This window comes from Cellulomonas sp. KU4C (genome assembly GCF_056868065.1).
In genome coordinates, this window is record NZ_CP200322.1 from 626,942 (window position 1) to 647,334 (window position 20,393).

General features: G+C 77.2%; 15 protein-coding genes. 5 read left to right on the forward strand and 10 right to left on the reverse strand.

Annotated elements, in window-relative coordinates; translation table 11 throughout:
- Positions 1-10: 10 nt before the first annotated feature.
- Positions 11-1,165 carry an epoxide hydrolase family protein gene (locus AC1VL8_RS02925; protein ID WP_483074068.1) on the forward strand — a complete coding sequence of 385 codons (1,155 nt, stop codon included), beginning with the start codon at positions 11-13 and terminating at the stop codon, positions 1,163-1,165.
- A 62-nt stretch (positions 1,166-1,227) separates the two neighbouring features.
- On the opposite strand, the gene AC1VL8_RS02930 is transcribed toward AC1VL8_RS02925, so the two are convergent.
- The 5 genes from AC1VL8_RS02930 to AC1VL8_RS02950 are packed head-to-tail and all read right to left on the reverse strand — an operon-like array spanning position 1,228 to position 10,895.
- On the reverse strand, positions 1,228-2,919 hold the full coding sequence (locus AC1VL8_RS02930; RefSeq protein ID WP_483074069.1) for an ATP-binding response regulator: 1,692 nt from the start codon (positions 2,917-2,919) through the stop codon (positions 1,228-1,230).
- Positions 2,920-2,938: 19 nt separating this feature from the next.
- Positions 2,939-3,847, reverse strand: coding sequence for a UbiA family prenyltransferase (locus AC1VL8_RS02935; protein ID WP_483074070.1), 909 nt, complete (start codon positions 3,845-3,847; stop codon positions 2,939-2,941).
- Positions 3,848-3,881: 34 nt separating this feature from the next.
- Entirely contained in the window at positions 3,882-5,183 is a 1,302-nt protein-coding gene (locus AC1VL8_RS02940; RefSeq protein ID WP_483074071.1) for an FAD-binding oxidoreductase, read from the reverse strand.
- Positions 5,180-5,602: an SgcJ/EcaC family oxidoreductase gene (locus AC1VL8_RS02945; protein WP_483074072.1), complete on the reverse strand. Its 423-nt coding sequence runs from the start codon at positions 5,600-5,602 to the stop codon at positions 5,180-5,182. Before AC1VL8_RS02945 ends, AC1VL8_RS02940 begins: the two co-directional genes overlap by 4 nt.
- 46 nt (positions 5,603-5,648) lie before the next feature.
- A complete protein-coding gene (locus AC1VL8_RS02950) occupies positions 5,649-10,895 on the reverse strand; it encodes a type I polyketide synthase (RefSeq protein ID WP_483074073.1) in 5,247 nt (1,748 codons plus the stop codon).
- A gap of 181 nt (positions 10,896-11,076) precedes the next feature.
- Here AC1VL8_RS02950 and AC1VL8_RS02955 point away from each other — a divergent pair, with 181 nt between their 5' ends.
- From AC1VL8_RS02955 to AC1VL8_RS02970, 4 genes are all read left to right on the forward strand, one after another.
- Positions 11,077-12,828: a (2,3-dihydroxybenzoyl)adenylate synthase gene (locus tag AC1VL8_RS02955; protein WP_483074074.1), complete on the forward strand. Its 1,752-nt coding sequence runs from the start codon at positions 11,077-11,079 to the stop codon at positions 12,826-12,828.
- Between the two features lie 119 nt (positions 12,829-12,947).
- Positions 12,948-13,949, forward strand: coding sequence for a methyltransferase (locus AC1VL8_RS02960; RefSeq protein ID WP_483074075.1), 1,002 nt, complete (start codon positions 12,948-12,950; stop codon positions 13,947-13,949).
- A complete protein-coding gene (locus tag AC1VL8_RS02965) occupies positions 13,946-15,364 on the forward strand; it encodes an NAD(P)-dependent oxidoreductase (RefSeq protein WP_483074076.1) in 1,419 nt (472 codons plus the stop codon). Before AC1VL8_RS02960 ends, AC1VL8_RS02965 begins: the two co-directional genes overlap by 4 nt.
- 21 nt (positions 15,365-15,385) lie before the next feature.
- A complete protein-coding gene (locus AC1VL8_RS02970; protein ID WP_483074077.1) occupies positions 15,386-16,105 on the forward strand; it encodes a thioesterase II family protein in 720 nt (239 codons plus the stop codon).
- Positions 16,106-16,454: 349 nt separating this feature from the next.
- Here the strand turns inward: AC1VL8_RS02970 and AC1VL8_RS02975 are convergent, their stop codons facing one another.
- Genes AC1VL8_RS02975 through AC1VL8_RS02995 form a run of 5 tightly spaced genes read right to left on the reverse strand, consistent with a single transcriptional unit; the run spans position 16,455 to position 20,267 of the window.
- Complete coding sequence (locus AC1VL8_RS02975; RefSeq protein WP_483074078.1) at positions 16,455-17,714, reverse strand: cytochrome P450 family protein; 1,260 nt, start codon at positions 17,712-17,714, stop codon at positions 16,455-16,457.
- Positions 17,715-17,739: 25 nt separating this feature from the next.
- On the reverse strand, positions 17,740-18,114 hold the full coding sequence (locus AC1VL8_RS02980; RefSeq protein WP_483074079.1) for a VOC family protein: 375 nt from the start codon (positions 18,112-18,114) through the stop codon (positions 17,740-17,742).
- Positions 18,115-18,164: 50 nt separating this feature from the next.
- Positions 18,165-18,986 carry a carbohydrate deacetylase gene (locus AC1VL8_RS02985; protein ID WP_483074080.1) on the reverse strand — a complete coding sequence of 274 codons (822 nt, stop codon included), beginning with the start codon at positions 18,984-18,986 and terminating at the stop codon, positions 18,165-18,167.
- Positions 18,974-19,441 (reverse strand): GtrA family protein, encoded by a 468-nt coding sequence (locus AC1VL8_RS02990; protein WP_389232202.1) that lies wholly within the window; start codon positions 19,439-19,441, stop codon positions 18,974-18,976. Before AC1VL8_RS02990 ends, AC1VL8_RS02985 begins: the two co-directional genes overlap by 13 nt.
- A gap of 49 nt (positions 19,442-19,490) precedes the next feature.
- The gene (locus AC1VL8_RS02995) at positions 19,491-20,267 is read right to left on the reverse strand and encodes a glycosyltransferase (RefSeq protein WP_483074081.1); all 777 of its coding nucleotides are present in this window, start codon (positions 20,265-20,267) and stop codon (positions 19,491-19,493) included.
- Between the last annotated feature and the right edge of the window lie 126 nt (positions 20,268-20,393).

The window sequence follows — 20,393 nt, forward strand, 5'->3', positions numbered from 1 at the left end:
AGGAGCTGGGATGGACCCGTTCACGATCGACATCTCCGACGCCGCCGTCGACGACCTGCGCGCCCGGCTGGACCGGACGCGCTGGGCGGACGACGGCCGGCGCGACGAGGACCAGGAGCCCGGCCGGCGCGGCCCCGAGCCCAAGCGGGTGCAGGACCTCGCCGGCCGCTGGCGCGACCTCGACTGGCGGGCCGTGCAGGACCGCCTCAACGCGTACCCGCAGATCGTCGAGGAGATCGACGGCGTCCGGGTGCACGCGTACCACGTGCGCTCGCCGCACGAGGACGCGACGCCGCTGGTCCTCACCCACGGCTGGCCCGGCAGCGCGGCCGACTACCTCGACGTCATCGGCCCGCTGACCGACCCCACCGCGCACGGCGGGTCCGCGCAGGACGCGTTCCACGTCGTCGTCCCCGACATCCCGGGCTTCGGCTTCTCGCAGAAGCCCACGACCGGCGGCTGGACGATCCCTCGGGTCGCCGGCGCGTGGGCGACCCTGATGGGCCGCCTCGGCTACGACGGCTACGTGGCGCACGGCGGCGACCTCGGCGCCTGGATCACGCAGGTGCTGCTCGCGATGGACCCCGCGGCGCGCGCCGCGCACGTGAGCTTCCTCGTGACGCCGCCGCCCCCGGGCGACCCCGCGGCCGTGGGTGCCCTCGAGCCGCAGGACCTGGCCCGGCTCGGCCGGCTCGGCGCGTTCATGGCCGAGGGCTCGGCGTACATGGCGCTCCAGGCCAGCCGGCCGCAGACGCTGGCGTACGCGCTCGCCGACTCCCCCGTGGGGCAGCTCGCCTGGCTGCTGGAGAAGTACGACGCCTGGTCCGCCGGGCCCGACGCGCTGACCCCCGAGCAGGTGCTCACCAGCGCCTCGATCACCTGGTTCACCCAGACCGGCGGGTCGTCCGCGCACTTCTACGCGGACAACGCCGCCCTGCTGCCGACCGCCGCGGTGCCGCCGCCCGCCCCGCCGGTGCAGGACAAGCCGTTCGGCGTCGCCGTGTACCGCGACGACCCGGCGCCGCCCGTCCGCGCGTTCGCCGAGCCCGGGTTCAGCCGGATCGTGCACTGGGCGGAGCACGACGGCGGGCACTTCGCCCCGATGGAGGTCCCCGGGACGTTCGTCGAGGACCTGCGCCGGTTCGCCGCGGCCCTGCCCGCCTGACCGGTCCGCACCCCCCGGTGGGCGTCAGTGCTCGCCGGGGGGCGTGCGGCCCTCCTCGCGGATCAGGCCGAGCTGGTACGCGCGGCTGATCGCGCCCGCGCGGGTCGACGCGCCCAGCTTCCCGGTAGATGTCCGCGAGGCGGCGCTTGACCGTGGCCTCCGAGACGAACTGGTGCTGCGCGATCCACCGGTTGCTGCGCCCGGCCGCGATGTGCAGCAGCAAGCTCGCGGTCCCCGTCGCGCAGCGACACCTGCGGGGAGCCCGCGTCCGCCACGCCGGGCGTGACCCGGATCGCGCCGCCGCCCGAGCTGTGCACCGCCGCCGTCAGCACCGAGCACAGCGTCGCGGCGTCCACCACCTTCGACAGGTACGCGGCGATCCCCAGCTCCTCGAGCTCGGTGATCTTGTGCGTGGACGGCTGCATCGACAGCATCGCGATCCGGGTCGACGGGCTGTCCTGCCGGATCCGCCGCACCAGCGCGGTCGCCGACCCGCCGGGCATGTGCACGTCCAGGACCGCCAGGTCCGGCTGGTGCTCCCGGACCAGGTGCGCCGCCGTGGTCGCGTCTCCCGCGGTGCCGACGACGCGGAAGCCCGCGTCGTCGAGGATGTACGTCAGCCCCTCGCGGAACACCACGTGGTCGTCGGCGACCACCACCGTCAGCCCCCCGGCCGGCTCCCTCACGGCAGCGGCACCAGCAAGCTCGACGGTGGTGCCCGCACCGGGCCGGGACTCGACGACGGCCGAGCCGCCCAGCTGCTCGACGCGCTCGCGCATCGACCGCAGCCCCGACCCGGACGTGCCGCGGTCGGCCGCGGTCGCGCCGGTCGGGACCGCGACCGGCAGCCCGACGCCGCGGTCCCGGACCACCACGACGAGCGTGCCGCTGCGGACCCCGACCCGCACCGTGATGCTGTCCGACCCGGAGTGCAGCAGCGCGTTGCGCACCGCCTCGCGGATCGACAGGAACGCCTGCTCGCGCACCCACGCCGGGACCGCGGCCACCGCCGGCGCGTCGTCGACCAGCAGCGTGACCCGGTCCGCGCCCGAGGCCGCCACGTAGTCGCGCAGCGCCGGCGCCAGGCCGTCGCGGGTGTGGTCGCTGCCGAGGTCCTGCGCGAGCGTCCGGATCATCTCCGCGGCGTCCTCGAGCTGGGCGCGCAGCACGTCGAGGCAGTCCTCGGCGCCCTCGGCGTCGCCGCGCTCGACCCGGATCCGCCGGATCTCGAGCTGCTGGAACGCCAGGGCGAGCGCGTGGGCCGAGCGGTCGTGCAGGTCCCGGGCGATGCGGGCGCGCTCGGCGGCGTGCGCCTGCGAGATCTGGCCGAGCAGCACGCCGGCGTACGGGATCGCGGCCTCCCCGACCCGGTGCAGGATCACCGCGTGCAGCTCGCGCAGCAGCTGGGCGAGGTCGGCGGCGGGGACCCCGCGCTCGGCGGCGCCGCGGACCACCACGTCCGCGGTGACGTCGTACAGGACCGACGCGGCCTCGAGGGAGTGGACGGGGTTGACCTGCTGGATCGCGCGCGACCGGCCGACGTCCTCGCCGACGGAGTCCCGCGCGGCACCGGGCCGGGCGAGCACGTCGAGCAGCGGCCCCACGACCTCCTGGAGGTCCGCGTCGGACGTCCGCCCGAGCGGGTTGTCCGCGGCCCGCAGACCGGCGCCGTACGCGGCCACGATGTCCGGGCGGGACCGGTGCACGAAGGCGCGCAGGCTGGCGAGGCCGACGACCTGATCCGCTTCTGCCAACGTGTCCCCGCGACTCTCTTCAGTACAACGGCACCAGTGATCCGTGGGCGGCGAACTGCGTGTACATGAAGACGCGGTACGCCCAACGCGTCCGGAGCGCCACGCTAGCGCACGTCACACCGAGCCACACGGTGCCGGCGATCATGGCCGCCGAGGGCAGCCGCAGGTGCCCCGCCAGGGGGTGCGGTCCGGTGGTCGCGACGACGAGCGCGGTCGTGATCAGCACCGCCGCGACCCACGCCAGCCCGGCGGCCGGCGCCGGCCCGTACCGGACGGCGAGCGTCGCGCGGGCCGCGGCGCGGTCGCCGTCGATGTCGGTCAGGTCCTTGAGCACCGCGCCCACGCCCATCCACAGCGACAGGCACGTGGAGAACACGAGGTACGGCACCGTGATGTGCCCGCCCGCGGCGATGAGGCCGGCGTGGTACGTGATGAGGCCGCCGAGCACGACGACGACCGACGCCGCCGCCGAGCTCGCCTTCGCGGGCCGGCGCCCGGAGGAGTAGCGGACCCCGAGCAGCAGCGCGACCACGAGGTGCAGCGCGAAGCCCCAGGACACCACGACGCTGAGCAGCACCGCCGCGACCGCGCACGCGGCCACCGCGGCGCGGGCCACCCGCACGGGGAGCCGGCCGGAGGCGAGCGGGCGGCGCGAGCCGTTGACCCGGTCCGGCCCGACGTCCGTGACGCCGTTCAGCACGTACACGGACGTGGTGACCAGCACCCAGGCGACCAGACCGGTCAGCGTGTCCGACGACAGCACCACGCCACCGCTGAGCAGGGCGCCCGTGAGGTAGCGGATGCCGCCGATCGCGAGCACCTTGGGCCGGGCCTCGAGCAGCACCATGCCGCCGGTGCGCAGCCCGGTGCGGACGGCGGCGGCCGGGCGCAGCGCGGCCCGGCGGGCGGGGACGGTCGTCGCGGACATCAGGGCGGGCTCCTCGGCGGGCGGTCGGCGGGCGTCATCGGGCGTCGGTCGAGCCTCGCACCGCACCCCCGCCCGGCAGTTCTCCTGAGGTGCCCCGCGGCCGGGAGCCGTCGGCACCGACCGCGCGGCCGGCGCCGTAGAGCACCCCGCCGACCTCGGCGGTGAGCGCGGCGACCCGGCGGTTGGCCTCCTGCATGCGCGCCAGCGCGGCCTCGTCGCCGCACGGAGCGGTCCGCTGCCAGCCGACCACCAGGGCGTGACCGCCCGCGTCGCCGCGGACCGCGAGCCGCCGCAGGGCGTCCGCCAGGGTCACGTAGACCATGATGGCGCCTCCCGGGCCGAGCGGCTCGGCGGGCGTGCGCGCCAGCAGCTCGTCGACCACCCGGCGCCCCTCCTCGAGCGGCAGGATCGTCTGCAGCCGCGGGTGCGCGTCCCGGGCCCACCGGCCCGCCTCCTGCTCCCCCCGGACCACCCGGTCCGCGCGCTCGAGGAAGTCGGGGAAGTCGGACCAGCCCCGGGTGCGGTCCATCATCAGCGCCGAGGCGTCCAGGTCCTCCGGCTGCGCCAGCCGCGTCGTCCAGCTCAGCGCGCCGTCCGGGCCACGGACCGCGGTGCCCTCGAGCCAGTGCACCGCGCCGGTGTCCAGCAGCCGCCGCTGGACGTCGACGTGGTCCGCGAGCGTGCCGGTGACGATGTCCGAGCGCCGCACCCGCCCCGGGACCTCCCGCAGCGCCAGGGTCACCCTGACGAGCACGCCGTACCGACCCTGCCCGGTGAGCACCCGGTCGAGCAGCGCGTCGCCGCGCACCAGGTCGAGCGGGACGCCGTCCGCGCCGACCACGACGGCCCGCCGCACGTGGTCCGCGGCCGTCCCGTACCGGTGGCTGATCCCGCTGATCCCGCCGACCGACACCGTGCCGCCGACGGTCAGGTCCAGGAAGTCGGGGACGACCACCGGGGCCAGCCCGCGCGGCAGCGTCGCGGCCAGCACGTCGCGCCAGGTGGCACCGGCGTCCACGGTCACCTCGACCGGCGTGACCTCGTGCACGGCGCGGGACCGGCTGAGGTCGAGCAGCGCCGAGCCCTCGACGACCGTCTGGCCGTCGACGCTGTGCCCGCGGCCGCGCGGCACCACCACCCGCCCGCTCGCCGCCGCCTCGACCACCGCGTCCGCGGCCTGGGCGGCGGTCCGGGGTGCGTAGACGACCGCCGGGCGCGCGTGCACCTGCCGGCCGAAGTCGGTGATCCGCTCCCCCGGGGCGCCGCCGGCACGGGTGCGGGCCGGTCCTCCTCGGGTGAGGACGACCGGCCCGACGCCCGGGCTGGGCTCCCTCAACGGCGAGGGCTGTTCTGGTACGCCGCCAGCTTCCACTCGTCGCCCCGCCGGACCAGGAGCCACGAGGCGCGGACGGCGTCCCCCTCGGCGACGCCGTCGGCGCCGGCCTTCGCCACGCCGCCCTCGGTCAGCATGATCGCGGTGTCCTCGCTCAGGCTGCGGACCTGGAACGGGGTGCCGGTGACCCGGGTCCCGGCGTAGGGGCCGGCGAACGCCCGGCCCATGAACTCGCGGATCGCGGTCCGGCCCGTGGCGAACGCCCCGGGCAGGATCATCGTCCCGTCCTCGGTGAACACGTCGGCGAACGCGTCGGCGTCGTGCGCCGCCCACGCCTCGATGATCCGGCGGGGGACGGCCGCGAGCGGGGCCCACGCCTCCGGGAGCGCCTGGTCGGTGTGCTGCGTCGTGGTGGTGGTCATGGTCACGTCCTTCTTCCTGGTGCGGGTGGGCGGTGGTCGTCGGGCGTCAGCCGGCCAGCGGCTCGGTCAGCTCGGGGGCGTCGTGCAGCACCTCGTGCACGTACGCCCCGAGGTCGTGCACCGTCGGCTTGGCCCAGAGGATCGTCGACGGGAACTCGAGCGCGAACCGGCGCTGCAGGCGCGCGCGCAGGGCGACCGCCATCACGGAGTCGACGCCCATCTCGACCAGCGGCCGCCGGTAGCCGAGGTCGGCCGGGTCGAGCCGCAGCTCGGCCGCGACGACCGCGTGCACGAGGTCGGTGACCTCGGCGCGGGCCTGCGCGGGCGGGAGGGCCGCGTCCAGCCGGTAGATGTCGGACGCGGCCGGGTCGGCGGTGTCGTGCTCCAGGTCGCGGAACATCGGCGGCACCGGCAGCCCGGGGGCGACCGGCAGGGTCCGCAGCACGGCCTTGTACGGCCCGGCGAACCGGTCGGCGAAGGTCCACGCCGCCAGCGCCTCGCTCGCGGACACCGCGTCGAGGCCCCGCATCGTGCCCTCGACCATCGTGGTCGTCAGCCCCGCGGACAGCCCGAGACCGCGCCACGACGTCCACGCCAGCGACACCGCACCGCGCTCCCCGGCCCGGTGGCGCACCTGCACCAGCGCGTCGAGGAACGAGTTCGCGGCGGCGTACGCGCCCTGGCCGGACAGCCGGGCCAGCTGGCCGCACGACGAGAACGCCACGAAGAAGTCGAGCGACCCCGGCGGGAACAGCTCGTGCAGGTGCCAGGCGCCGAGCGCCTTCGCGCTGAGCACGTGCCGCACCCCGGCCTCGGTCATCGCGTCCACCAGGGCGTCGTCGACGCCCCCGGCCGCGTGCACGATGCCCGTGATCGGCGGGTGCTCGGCGTCGTGCGCCGCGACGAACGCGCGCAGCGCCCCGGCGTCGGCGACGTCGACCGACGCGACCCGGACCGACACCCCCGCTGCCTCGAGCGCCCGCACGGCCTGGGCCGCCCGCCGCTCGTGCGGGTCCGTCAGGTCGGCCCACCGGTCGCGCGGCGGCAGCCCCCGCCGGCCGAGCAGCACCACGCGCCGGGCACCGCGGGCGACGAGCCACTGCGCCGCCTCGAGCCCGAGCGCACCCAGGCCGCCGGTGACGAGCACCGTCCCCGCCGGGGTGCACCGCAGCGGCTCCGCGTCCGCGGACCGGGTGATCCGCGCGAGCCGCGGGACCGTGGCCGTGCCGTCGGACGCGATGTGGATGACGTCCTCCTGCCCCGCCGCGCCGCCCAGCACCCGGGCGAGCGCCGCACCGGCCAGGTCGGCCACCGACGGGACGTCGACGACACCGCCCCACGCCTGCGGGTGCTCCCCGGCGACGATCCGGCCGAGGCCCCACGCGGCGGCCTGCGCCACCTGGTCGACGCCGTCCGGGTCGCGCACGCCCTCGGTCAGCACCCACACCCGCGGCGACACCCCGGCCGGCGCGGCGTCCAGCGTGCCGAGCAGCGCGTCGACGGTCCGCTGCACCAGGCCCGCGGTCGCCTCCGGCGCGGTGACCGGCTCCGGCGCCGCGACCAGCAGCACCACCTCCGCCGGGACCGGCCCGTCCGCCGCGACCACCCGCACGCCCGCGCGGTCCAGCGCCGCGACGACCCCCGCCGCGCGCGAGCCGTCGCCGACCACGGTGACCGCCGCCGGGACCGCGGCCGCCGTCGCGCCGGGCAGCTCGCGCCAGACGACCTCGTGCACGAGCTCGGTGGGCTGCGCGGCGCCGATCCGCTCGACGTCGCTGAACGCGAGGCCGTGCACCCGGGCGACGACGCGCCCGTCGGGGCCCGCCACGTCCACGTCCACGCTGTCGTGCGGCGAACCCGGGGACCGCCGGGTGTGCACGAGGATCCGCGCGGGCGGCTCCCCGGTCACCGCGACGTCCGCGATGGCCCGGGACATCCACAGGGTCTGCGCGTCGACCGGGGTGACCAGCGTGGCGCTGATGGTCAGCGCGCCGTCCACGACGTGCGCCCACGAGGTCGGCGAGCCGTCGCCGTGCGGGGCGCCGTCGTCGTCCACGAGCGTGAGGACCGCGAGCTGCTCGGCGTCCGAGCGGTGCAGCTCGTCCAGGTCCCAGCCGAACGCGTAGCCGCCGACCCCCATGTTGTGGAACATCGCGTCCAGGCGCTGCCAGTCCCCGAGCGGCAGGCGGGCACGCAGCGCGTCGGCGTCCACCCGGCCGGTGAGCGGTGCCCGCGCCGGCTCCAGCACCGCGGTCGCGTGCAGGATCCAGCTGTCGTCACCGCCCTCGTCGTCGGCCGCGACCCGGGACGACAGCGAGATGCCCCGCCCCTCGCGGACGATCTGCACCGTGCGCGGCGGCTCGACCGCGAGCGGGGTCCGGAGCACGACGTCGCGCAGCACCACGTCGTCCGGGCTGCCGGCGGTCTTGAGGAACGAGTTGAGGATCGAGGCGGCGGGGGTGACCTCCACGCCGTCGAGGGTGTGGTCCAGCGGGTACGGGCGGGTGCCGAGGTCCAGCCGGGTCTGCCAGACCTGCCGCGCGGGCACGCCGCCGACCGCGTACGCGCCGCCGAGCAGGTCGTGCGCGGCCGGGTCGTGCCCCGCCCCGGACCCCGTGCGGGGCGCGTCCTCGAACAGCCAGTACGGCCGGTGCTGCCAGACCACGCCGGGCAGCGCGAGCAGCGCGCCGGGCTCGGTGGCCGTGCCGGTGCTGGTGCCGGCGCCCGCGCCGGTGCCCCAGGCCGGGGTCACGCCCGCGCAGTACAGCGTCGCGACCGCACGCAGCACGTCGTCGGGCCCGTCCGCGCCGCGCCGGACCGTGCCCAGCGCCGCGACCTCGACGCCCCGGGCCTCGGCGACCTCCGCGAGCGAGTGCGTCACCACCGGGTGCGTCGACACCTCCACGAACACGCGGTAGCCGTCGTCCAGCGCCGCGGCGACCGCGCCCGCGAACCGGACCGGGGCCCGCAGGTTCCGACCCCAGTACGCGGCGTCCCGCGGCGCGTCCGACCGCGGGTCGTCCAGCGCCGTGCTGTACAGCGGGACCGTCGCCGGCACCGGGTGCAGGGCGCCCGCCGCCTCCACGACCTCCGCGAGCACGGGCTCGACCAGCGGGCTGTGGAACGCGAGGTCCGTGGCGACCCGGCGCACGCCGACGCCCTCGGCCTCCCACGCGGCGGCGACCGCGGCGACCGCGTCGGCCTCCCCGGAGACGACCGTCGAGGTCGGGGACGCCTCGATGGCGGCGACCGCGCCGACGACGTCGACCAGCCGCGCGCGGACGTCGGCGAACCCGAGCCCGACCATCACCATCGCACCGGTGCCGGCGACCGCGTCGAGCGCCCGGGCTCGGCGGCACGCGAACCGCGCCGCGGCGTCCCGGTCGAGCACCCCGGCGGCGTGCGCCGCGGCGATCTCCCCGACGGAGTGCCCGATCACCGCCGCCGGCGTCACGCCGTGCGCGCGCCAGGTCGCGGCGAGCGCCGCCTGGACCGCGAACGTGAGCGCCTGCACCTCCGACGTCGTCCACGGGCCGCCGCGCTCGAGCTGCTGCCGCGGCGTCCAGCCGAGCTCCTCGACGTAGACCGGCGCGAGCGCGTCGACCTCCGCGGTGAACGCCGGGTCGACGTCGAGCAGCGCCCGGCCCATCCCCTCCCACTGCGACCCGTGCCCGGAGAACACCCAGACCGGCCCCTGCTCCGCGCCGCCGACCGCGCGCCCGGTGACCACGTCCGGGTCCGCGTCGCCGCGCCCCGCCGCCGCGAGCGCCCGGGCCACGTCGGGCACGTCGGCCGCGAGGACCACGACCCGCTCCGGCAGGTGCGAACGCCGCGACCGCAGGGTGTGCCGCACGTCGGCGACGTCCGGCCGGTGCTCCGTCAGCCACGCGGCGGTCCGGCCCGCGAGCGCGCGGACGCCGGCGGCCGTCGCCGACGACACCGGCACCACGGCCCGCGCCGGGGCGTCGTCGGTGCTGGTGGGCGCCACGGCGGTCGCCGGCGCCTCCTCGAGCACCAGGTGCGCGATCGTCCCGCCGACGCCGTAGTTCGACACCCCCGCGCGCCGGGGCGCGTCGCCCCGGGCCCAGGGGAGCGGTCCGTCGGCGAGCCGCAGCCCGTTGGTCGCCCAGTCGGTGACCGTCGTGGCGTGCTCGTGCACGGTCGGCGGGATGACGCCGTTGCGCAGCGCCAGCACCACCTTGATGATCCCGGCCATGCCCGAGCCGCCCTCGACGTGGCCGATGTTCGGCTTCACCGAGCCGACCACGCACGGCTGCTCGCGGTCGGCGCCGACGACCCGCGCCAGCGCGTCCAGCTCGGCCGCGTCGCCCGTGGGCGTCCCCGTCCCGTGCGCCTCGACGTACCCGACCGTGGCCGGGTCGATGCCCGCGCGCCGGTAGACCGTGCGCAGCATGTGGGCCTGGGCGTCCGCGTTCGGCGCCATCATCCCCTCGGACCGGCCGTCCTGGAACACGCCGCTGGCGCGCACCACGGCGAGCACCGGGTCGCCGTCCCGCACCGCGTCCGCGACCCGCTTGAGCACGAGCACGCCCGCACCCTCGCCACGGCCGTACCCGTCGGCGGCTGCGTCGTAGGCCTTGCTGCGGCCGTCGGGCGCGAGGGCGCCGGCGCCCTCGAGCGCGACGTTCAGCGCGGGCGTCGAGATCAGGTTGAGCCCGCCGACGACCGCCAGCGACGTCTCCCCCTCGCGCAGCCCCTGGCAGGCGACGTGCACCGCGGTCAGCGACGCGGCGCACGCGGTGTTCACCGCCATGCTCGGGCCGCGGGTGTCCAGCAGGTACGACACCCGGTTGGCGATGCCGTAGTCCGTCGTGCCGTTCACCGCGTACGGGCCGGTCAGCGCCATGTCCTCCAGCAGCCGGCGCCCGTAGTCGGTGGAGTTGACCGCCGCGTACACCCCGGTGTCGGAGCCGCGCAGCGAGGTCGGCGGGATGCCCGCGTCGACCAGCGCCTCCCAGGTCAGCTCGAGCATGAACCGCTGCTGCGGGTCGAGGTACGCGGCCTCCTTGGGCGTGATGCCGAAGAACTCCGCGTCGAACCCCTCGATGTCGTCGAGGTAGGAGCCGAGCAGGGTCGTGCCGCGCAGCACCGCCGTGGCCTCGGGCGAGGCGTCCGCGTACGCCCGCCACCGCTTCGGCGGCATCGGGCCGACGGCCGAGCGCCCGGCGAGCAGCGCCGCCCACAGCGCCGCCGGCGACGTCAGGTCGGGGGCGAACCGGCAGCTCATCCCGATGATCGCGATCGCGTTCTCGTTGTCCTGGGAGTGACTCAAGGACCTGTCCTTCCGTCCGTGCCCGGCTGTCGGCGCAGTGCTGGGTGCCAGCAACTCCGAAGACTCCGCCGACGTCCGGGCTCCATAGGTTCGAGTCGCTGCGACGAGTCTCCTGACGCCACCAGGGCGTCCGCACCTCATGACGTGCGATGACACCGACCGACCCGAGGAGGACCCGCCCGTGACTGCTGACGCACCCCCGGCCGCGCCGGGTTGGCCGTCCGACGTCGCCGCGGCCTACCGCCGCTCCGGCACGTGGACCGACGACACGCTGTTCGCGCTGCTGGTCGACGCCGCCACGCAGGTCGCGACCCGGCCCGCGCTGGTCGACGGCGACCGGGCGTGGACGTACGCCGAGCTGGTCGTGGAGGTCGAGGCGCTCGCCGCCGGCCTGCGCACGCTGCTCGACGTCGGCGACCGCCTGGTGGTCCAGCTGCCCAACCAGGCCGAGGCGGTGCTCACCACGCTGGCCTGCCTCGCCGCGGGGGTCGTGCCCGTGTGGGCACTGCCGCAGCACCGGGAACGCGAGCTCGGCGCGTTCGTCCGGCACTGCGGTGCCCGCGCGCTGGTCACGGCGGCGGTGCACCGCGGGTTCGACTCCGAGGCGCTCGCGCACGAGGTGCGCGCCCAGGCGCCGGTGCTGGAGCACGTGGTCGTCGTCGGCGAGCCGGCCCGGGCGGGCTCGGTCCCCTTCACGGACCTGGCGCGCGGCGCCGCCCAGGACGCCCCGCTGGTGGTGGACGGCCCGCCGTCCGCCGACGCGGTCGCCGTCCTCATCCCCTCCGGCGGCACGACCGGCGCCTCGAAGATCGTGCCCCGCACCCACAACGACCTCGGCGCGATGCTGCGGGCCGCGTGCGCCGCCGCCCGGTTCGACCGCACGAGCACCTACCTGGTGGTGCTGCCGGTCGGGCACGGTTTCGCGAACACCGGGCCCGGGGTCCTGGGCACCCTGCTCTCCGGCGGCACCGTGGTGCTCAGTCCGTCGCCGGCGCCCGAGACCGCCCTGCCGATCGCCGCCCGGCACCGGGCCACCGCCACCAGCGTGGTCCCCGCGATCCTGCAGCGGTGGGTCGACCACCTCGACACCGAGCCGGACGCCGCACCGTCGCTGGTCCTGGTGCAGAGCGGCGCGGCGTACCTCCCGCCCGAGCTCGCCGCCGCCGCCGAACGGCACCTCGGGTGCGTGGTCCAGCAGGTCTACGGGATGTCCGAGGGCCTGACCTGCGTCACCCGGGTCGACGACCCGACGGACGTCCGCCGCACCACCCAGGGCCGGCCGCTCAGCCCGCTCGACGAGCTGCGGGTCGTCGACGACGACGGCGCCGAGGTCCCCGACGGGGAGGTCGGCACGCTGACCGTCCGCGGCCCGTACACGGTGCGCGGCTACTACCGGTCCCCCGAGGTCGACGCGCGGGCCTTCACCGCCGACGGCCGCTACATCACCGGCGACCTGGTGGTGCGCCGACCCGACGGCCGGATCGTGGTCCAGGGCCGCACCGGGGACACCGTCAACCGGGGTGGGGAGAAGATCGTCGCCGCCGAGGTCGAGGACCTGCTCCGCGACCTCGACGGCGTCACGGACTGCGCGGTCGTCGGGGTGCCCGACCGGGTCTACGGCGAGGAGGTGTGCGCGGTCGTGGTCACCACCGGTCTCGCGGTCACGCTGGAGGACGTCGCGACGCACCTGCGGGACCGCGGGCTCGCCGGGTACAAGACGCCCCGGCAGGTGCTCGTCGTCGACGCGCTGCCCCTGACCGGCATCGGCAAGGTGGACCGCCGCCGGCTGCGCGCGCTGGCCGCCGCCGGGCTCTCCCCGGTTGCGGACCCCGCCGCCGGCCCTGGACGACCCGCGGGCGCCGACCTAGCGTCCACCACGGCGGGCGGGGCGCTCCCCGCGCCGCGCGACCGCCAGGAGCGGAGGACACCGTGACCGCACGAGGGACCGCACCGACGACCGCTGCGCCGGGCGAGGTGGCGACCGCTGCGCCTGGCGCGACGGCGACCGCAGCCCCTGGCGCACCGGCGCCCGCACGGGCGGGGCTGCGGGCGATGGCCGACCTCGCCACGCCGATGTCCATCCGCGTCGGCGCGACGCTCGGGGTCGCCGACCACGTCGCCGCTGGCGCGACCACCGCGACGGCCGTCGCCGAGCGGTGCGGCGCCCACGCGCCCGCGCTCGAGCGGCTGCTGCTGCACTGGGCGTGGCTCGGCCTCCTGGAGCGCGCTGGCGCCCCGGGCACGCCCGGCACCTACCGGCTCACGGCGCTCGGCGCCGAGCTGCGCGCCGACCACCCCGCCGGCCGGCGGGACTGGCTCGACATCCGCGGCAGCGTCGGCCGGGGCGACCTGGCGTTCGTCGAGCTGCTGCACACCGTGACCACCGGCGCGTCCGCCTACGACGCCCGGTACGGCCGCGGGTTCTGGGACGACCTGGACCAGGACCCCGGCCTGCGCGCCTCGTTCGACGCGCTGATGCGCCGGCACGTCCGGGCGGACGCCGCCGGGATCGCCGAGGCGTACCCGTGGCACCGGCACCGCACCGTGGTCGACGTCGCCGGCGGGGACGGCACGCTGCTCGCGACCGTGCTGCGCGCCCACCCGGCCCTGACCGGCGTGGTCGTCGAGCTGGACGGGCCCGCCGCCCGCGCCCGCGCCACCTTCGAGGCCGCGGACCTGCGTGACCGGGCGGACGTGGTCGTCGGCTCGTTCTTCGACCCGCTGCCCGCGCGCGGCGACGCGTACGTGCTCAGCGCCGTGCTGCACGACTGGGACGACGACGACTGCCGCCGGGTGCTGGGCACCTGCCGCGCCGCGATGGGCGCCGACGACCGGCTGCTCGTCGTGGAGGCCGTCGGCGGGGACGGCGAGTCCGTCGACCCCCGCATGGACCTGCGCATGCTCGCGTTCACCGGCGGCCAGGAGCGCGGCGTCGGCGAGCTGGCGGCGCTCGGTCGCGCGGCCGGCCTGGACCTCGTCGCCACGCACCCCGTCCCCGGCCGCGCCTGGATGGGCGTCGTCGAGCTCCGGCCGGCCGGCACGGAGCAGCGGTGAGCCTGCTGATGGTGGGGGCCGAGCTCGGGTCCGCCACCGAGGACCACCTCGACGCGCTCGCGCTGGACCCCGCCGCCCAGGACCGGCTCAGCCGGTCGCTCGTGCGCGACGGCGTCGCCCGCGGCGTGTTCGTGCTGAGCACCTGCCAGCGCACCGAGGTCTACGTCGAGGCCCCCGACGGGCCTGACGACGCCGCACGGGTCCGGGACGCCTGGACCACCGCCACCGACCGCGCCGGCGCCGCCGTCGCGGCCGGGCACCTGCGCACCCGGGTCGGGGCCGAGGCCGCCGCGCACCTGTTCGCGGTGGTCGGCGGCCGGCGGTCCGCGACCGTCGGGGAGTCGCACGTCGTCGACCAGGTCCGGTGCGCGCTGGCCCGCGCGCAGCGCCAGGGACGCCTCGGCACCGAGCTCGACCGGCTCGTGCAGCAGGCGCTGCGCACCGGCCGGCGGATCCGCGCGCTCGACGACGCCCCGCCCGGCGCGGGCCTGGTGCAGCGTGCCCTGGACCTCGCCTCGGCGCGCGTCCCCGTCGGCCCCGGCGCGCGGGTGCTCGTCGTCGGCGCGGGGACGCTCGGCCGGGAGGCGGCCCGCGCAGCCGCCGCGCGCGGGGCGGACGTCGTCGTGCACAACCGCACGGCCGCGCGGGCGCGCACGCTGGCCGAGGAGGTCCGCGGCACCGTCGCCCTCGGGCCCCTCGGCGACGCGCTCGCCGACGCCGACGTGGTGGTCTGCGCGACCTCCGCGCCCGAGCCCGTCGTCGGCCTCGACGCGGCCGCCGCGGCGGTGCGCGCCCGGGGCGCCCGGCAGGGGCGGGGCGCCCTGCAGGGGCGGGGCGCCCGGGGGGCCGTGGGCGCGCAGGTCGGGACCCCGGCTGCTGCCGCGTCGGCCCCGGCACCGGGCCCGGCGCAGGTGTACGTCGACCTGGCCCGGCCCCGCGACGTCCCGACCGGCGTCGGCGACCTGCCCGGCGTGCTGCGCCTGGGCCTGCCGGACCTCGCGGACCCCGGCCGCCCGGACCCCGGCGCCGCCGAGGAGCTGGCCCTGGCCGACGCCCGCGCGTGGGAGGCCGCGCGGCGCGCCGCGACCGCGGGACCCACCATCCAGGCGCTCCGCGAACGGGCGGCCGCCGCCGTCGAGGACGAGCTCCGCCGCGTCGCGCACGCCACCGCGACGGCGGGCGGCGCCGACACCGCGGAGCTGCTGCGCAGGTCGCTGGACCGGGTCGTCAACCGGCTGCTGCACGCCCCGGTGACCCGGGCACGCGCGCACGCCGCCGCGGGCACGCTCCCCGACTACGAGGCCCTGCTCGCGGACCTGTTCGCGGCACCCGCGCCGGCCGCCGCACCCGACGCGCGGCACCCGCGCAGCACGTCAGAAGAAGTCCCCGCCGCACGACCGCACGCCATGAGGTGACGATGAGCTTCTCCCACGGGTATGGACCCCGCCGCCTGGTTCGCGCTGTACCCGTACGGGGGCGGCGGCGTCACCAGCTACCGCACGCTGCTGCCGATGCTCGCCGGGCACCACGCGCACGTCCCCGAGCTGCCGGGCCGCGACCGCCGGCACCGGGAGCCGTCGCACACGGCGTTCGGGGCGCTGGCCGACGACCTGTGGGGGCAGCTCGCCCGCGAGCTCGAGACCCGGGACGCGGGCGACCTGGTGCTGTTCGGCTACAGCCTCGGCGGGATGATGGCCGCCGAGATGGCCCGCCGCGTCGAGGCCGCCGGCGCCACGGTGCGGGCCCTCGTCGTCGGCGGCGCCGCCGCACCGGACCGGTGGGAGCACCGCGGCACCTCCACGCTGTCCGACGTCGACTTCGTGGCGCGGTTCCGGCGGCTCGGGATCGCGCCCGCGGAGGTGCTCGACGACGAGTGGCTGGTCGCCCTGTTCATGTCGGTGTGGCGCGCGGACTCGCGCGTCGCCGAGTCGATCCGCCCGCACGCCCTGACGCTGCGCTGCCCGGTGGTCGCGGTCGCCGGCGACCGCGACCCGCTCGCCGGGCCCGAGGACGTCGCGAGCTGGGCCGCGCTCGGCGGCCCCGGGTCGTCCGGGTCGGTGTTCCGCGGCGACCACGGCACGCTGATCCGGACCCCCGTGCACGCGGCCCGCCTCCTGCGCGACGCCGCCGCCCTCACCCCCCACCCCGCCCGCTGACCCGCCCATCCCCCGCACCCCGCCGCGCGCCGCGCCGCCCGCGCCGCCCGCGCCGCACACCGCCGCCCGCGCCGAGATGGCAGTCCGCGCCTCTGACCGGGGTGCGCTCCCCAGGCGAGCGTCGTCATCTCGGCGGGACGCCGCACGCGCAGCGGCGAGTGGTCACGACACGCCGGCGCGCCCGCCGCGACACCCGCGTGTCGTGACCACTCGCCGCCCGGGCGCCCGCGGCGAGGGCGGGCGCAGGGGGCGAGGGCAGGGGCGGGCGCGGCGGGAGGGCGGGCGCGGGGGGCCGGGCGCGGCGGGACCCGGCGTCGCGGGTGCGGCGCCGGGTCCGGTGCGGGGTGGGTCAGGCGCGGGCGGGGACGCGGGCGTCCAGCTGCACCGGGATCGCGGCGTAGCCGTTCACCACGAAGCTGCCCTGCGGCTTCAGCTCGGCGCGCGGCACGGCCAGCTCCATGTGCGGGAACCGGTCGAGCACCGCGGGCAGGCCGATCATCGCGGCGAGCGTCGCGAGCCGGGCGCCGAGGCAGTAGTGCACCCCGAACCCGAACGACAGGTGCTGCTTGTCCTCGCGGTGCGCGTCGAACACGTCGGCCGTGTCGCCGTGCACCGCCGGGTCGCGGCCGACGCCGGCGAAGTCCATCAGGATCACGTCGCCGCGCTTCATCCGGACGCCGCCGAACTCGCAGTCCTCGACCGCGAACCGGAACGGCAGGTGCGCGACCGGCGACTGCACCCGCAGCGTCTCGTCGAACACCTCCTCCCAGGTGACCGTGCCGTCGCGCAGCTCCTGGCGCACCGTCGGGTCCTCGAGCACGTGCAGCAGCGAGTGCGCGAGGCCGTTGACCAGCGTCTCCGAGCCCGCACCGAGCAGCAGGTGCAGCGTGCCGATGAGCTCGTCGTCGGACAGCCGGGAGCCGTCCTCCTCCTTCGCGGCGATCAGGCCGGTCGTGAGGTCGTCGCCGGGGTGGGTCTTCTTGTACTGGACCAGCTCGGCGATCGCGTCCTGCCACTGGCCGAGGTTCGCCTCGGCCTCCTCGTTGCTGAGGGTCGTCTCGACGTTCTTGTGGCCGCCCGCGAGCACGTCGGCCCGGCGGTCGTCCGGGACGCCGAAGAGGTCGCACATGAGCTGCGTCGGCAGCTCCATGCAGAACATGCCGCGCAGGTCGACGGTCGCGCCGTCGCGGCCCGCCTCCTCCATCCGGTCCAGGAGCTCGCCGACCCGCTGCTCGATGTGCCCGCGCATCTTCTCGACCCGGCGGCCGGTGAACGCCTGGAGCAGCAGCTTGCGCAGCCGGGAGTGGTCCGCGCCGTCGTTGGTCGCGAGCGTGTTCATCGCCGCCCACGTGATGAGCGGCCAGCCGTCGGAGATCCGGCCCTCCATGTAGTCCGGCCAGTTGCGCCGCGGGTCCTTGGAGAACAGCTCCTGGTTGCCCATCATCTTCCGGGCGACCTCGTAGTCGTGCACCGACCACGCCAGCACGCCGTCGGGCAGCTCGACGCGGGCGATCGGGCCCTGCTCGCGCAGGCGCTTGGTCTCGCCGTGGGTGTCCAGGCCCTGCGGGTCCAGGAGGTAGGGGCACGCGGATGCTTCGGTCGTGGTCATGACATCGCCTTTCCGTTGCGGAGGTTCACGGTCCCTGCAGGCCGACGGTGTGGCCCTGCGGGTCGCGGATCGCGGCGATCCGGCCCATCGGGGTGGGTGCGGGGTCGAGCACGACGGTGGCGCCGCGCGTAGTGGCACGCTCCAGCGCCGCGTCGAGGTCGTCGACGGGGAAGTACGGGACGACGCCGAGGTACGGCGCGTCGTCCGAGCCGTGGCCGATGCCACCGGCGGGCGGGCCGTCGCCGGCGGCGATCATGGCGTAGTCCTCGCCCTCGAGGGAGTGCACGGTCCACCCGAACACGCCGCTGTAGAAGTCGCCGGTGGCCCGGGGGTCACGGCTGGAGATGTCGAACCAGACGGGCTGGGCGGAGCTCGGTGCGGGGCTGGTGTCGTTGCTCATGCCCGGCACGCTAGGCGCGCGCTCGGACGGGGAGTTCTTCCCGGGTGCGGTCAGCGGCCGGGCCGGGCGAGGACCGCTCCCGCACGGGTCAGCGCCTCCCGCAGGCCGGGGTCGGTGAGCGCGCGGACCTCGCCCTCCCAGCCGTAGTCCCAGCGGTACCGCTCGCGGTCGGCGGGGGTCGGCAGCCCGGGGTGGCAGGTGATCTCGAGCCGTCGGGCGCGGCCCGTGGACCGCCGCACGGCCACCAGCACGTCGTCCTGGGTCAGGCCGCCTGCCTCGTCGAGCCCCGCGAACGCGTCCGGAGTGGTGACCCCCGCGCGGTCCGCGACCGCCACCAGCGACCGCCGCCAGCCGCGGATGACCGCGGCCTGCGGGGACCGTCGCCGGCTCGTGGGCGCCCGCAGGTACCCGATCCCGTGCTCGACGGCGAGGTCCACGACGACCCGCGCGACGAGCGGCAGCAGGTGCACGTGCTGGTGGGTGTTCAGGTGGCTGAGGTGCAGGCCGCACCCGGTGCGGAGGTGGTCGAGCTGCGCGCGGGCCTCCGCGCGGACGTCCGCGGGGTCGACCCGGCCGGCCAGGACGCGGGCCGACAGGTGCCGCCACGACGCGGGCAGGGCGCCGGACCGGTCGACGAGCGTCGGCGCCTCCGCGTGGGTCAGCAGCGGCGGGTCCTCCCCGACCAGCACGACGTGCGCCCCGAGGGCGAGGTCCGGGAGGTCGGCCGCCGCGTCGACGGCGTGCCGCAGCGCCCGGCCGTTGGCCATCAGCGACGCCGCCGTCACGACGCCGCGCGCGTGCGCGTCCAGGACGCCGCGGTTGATGCCCTCGCTGATCCCGAGGTCGTCCGCGGTGACGATCAGCTCGACCACGACGCCCCCTCGGGTCCCGGAGGGTTGGAGCGGGCCGACGGGGCCGGGCGGGCCGCCCGGAACACCCAGTGCCGCAGCAGCAGGTACCGCACCGCCGCCGCGACGCCGTCCGCCGCCACGACCAGCGCCAGCTCGACGACGCGGTGCGACGTGGTCACCAGCGTCAGCGCGACGGCGCTCACCCCGAGGCTCGCCGCCAGCGCGAAGCCGGCCTTCAGGTGCTGGCGCCACACCGGGACCGGCTCGTGCCCGGGGAACGTCAGGCGCCTGTTCCCCTCGGTGTTGACGACGGTCGCCACCACCAGCGCGACGGCGTTCGCCGCGACGGGCTCCCACCAGGTGCGCAGCAGCCAGAACCCGCCCAGGTGCAGCACGCCGGTCGTGGCGCCGACGAGCACGAACCGCGCGACCGGGTGCGCGAGCAGCGCCCGCACCGACACGCGACGGACGGGCACGCGACGGCCCGGCCCGCGACGACGCGCCGCGGTCACGGGGGTGCCGACGTCAGGCACCGACCGCGCCGGCGTCCGCGCCCGCTGCCGACGGCCGCGGCGTCGGCGTCCGGCGGCTGCGCACCAGGCGGGCGATCTCCCGCAGGAACCCGCCGACCGTCGGCAGCAGGTCCACCGACGTGTCCGGGTCGTCCAGGCACACCACCGGCACCTCGTGGAGCCGCAGCCCGCGGCGCTGCGCGACGACGAGCAGCTCGGTGTCGAAGAACCAGTGCTGCGCCTGCACGTCCCGCATCACCGGGAGCAGCGCGTCCCGACGGCCTGCCTTGAACCCGCACTGCGCGTCGGTGAACCGGGCGCCGAGGGTCACGCGCAGCAGCAGGTTCAGCGTCCGGGACAGCACCGCGCGGTGCAGCGAGCGCCGGACCGTCGCGCCCCGGCGGTGCCGGCTGCCGACGGACAGGTCGCACCGCCCGGCGACCAGCGGCTCGAGCAGCGGCACGAACGCGTCCAGGCCGATCGACAGGTCCGCGTCGATGAAGGCGACCACCTCGGCGTCGCTGCTCTCCCACGCGCGCCGGACCGCCAGTCCCCGCCCCCGCGCCGGGTCGGACCGCACCCGGACCCCGTCGAGCTCGACGGCGAGCTCCGCGGCGACGGCGGCGGTGCCGTCGGTGCTCCCGCTCTCCGCGATCGTCAGGGTCACCGGGTACGGCAGGTTCGCCGCCAGGTACGCATGCAGGGTGCTGATGCTGGCCCGCAGCACCCGGGCCTCGTTGTACACCGGGACGACGACGTCGACGGCCGGTGCGCGCGTGGGTCGGTTCACGGGTCCCCCTCTCCTCGCGTCGCGACGCTACTGACGCGCCACGACGCGGCACGACTCCTGACCTGCGGGTGGGCGCCGGGCCCCGCCACCCGGGAGTTGCCCGGGCCCGACCTGCGGCGTTGCCTG